Source organism: Bacillus ndiopicus (assembly GCF_000612805.1).
GTDB lineage: Bacteria > Bacillota > Bacilli > Bacillales_A > Planococcaceae > Metasolibacillus > Metasolibacillus ndiopicus.
On record NZ_HG964420.1, the window covers coordinates 1 to 408 of the forward strand.

The 408-nt window shown below is 45.1% G+C and carries 2 riboswitches.

The annotated features are described in order from the left end of the window. Window positions 1-42 precede the first annotated feature (42 nt). Window positions 43-161, reverse strand: a riboswitch (FMN riboswitch). A gap of 83 nt (window positions 162-244) precedes the next feature. After that, window positions 245-363: riboswitch (FMN riboswitch) on the reverse strand. Between the last annotated feature and the right edge of the window lie 45 nt (window positions 364-408).

A 408-nucleotide genomic window follows, 5' to 3' on the forward strand; every position in this document is an offset into this window, starting at 1 on the left:
GAGAAGGCGTCTTCAAATAAACCAGCACTATCGCCAGTTTTTGCCTACCTTCTCTCATCCAGACTATTACTGTCGGCTCCGGAATTTCACCGAATCCTGCTTTAAAAAAGCTCGCGGGCTTTACCGCCGATTGGGACTTACACCCGACCCCGAAGGAATGTTATTCAATTAAAAAAGACCTCACATTTTTTGTGGGGTCTGAAAAAAGGCATCTTCAAATAAACCAGCACTATCGCCAGTTTTTGCCTACCTTCTCTCATCCAGACTGTTACTGTCGGCTTCGGAATTTCACCGAATCCTGCTTTAAAAAAGCTCGCGGGCTTTACCGCCGATTGGGACTTGCACCCGACCCCGAAGGAATGTTATTCAATTAAAAAAGACCTCACATTTTTGTGGGGTCTGAAAAAA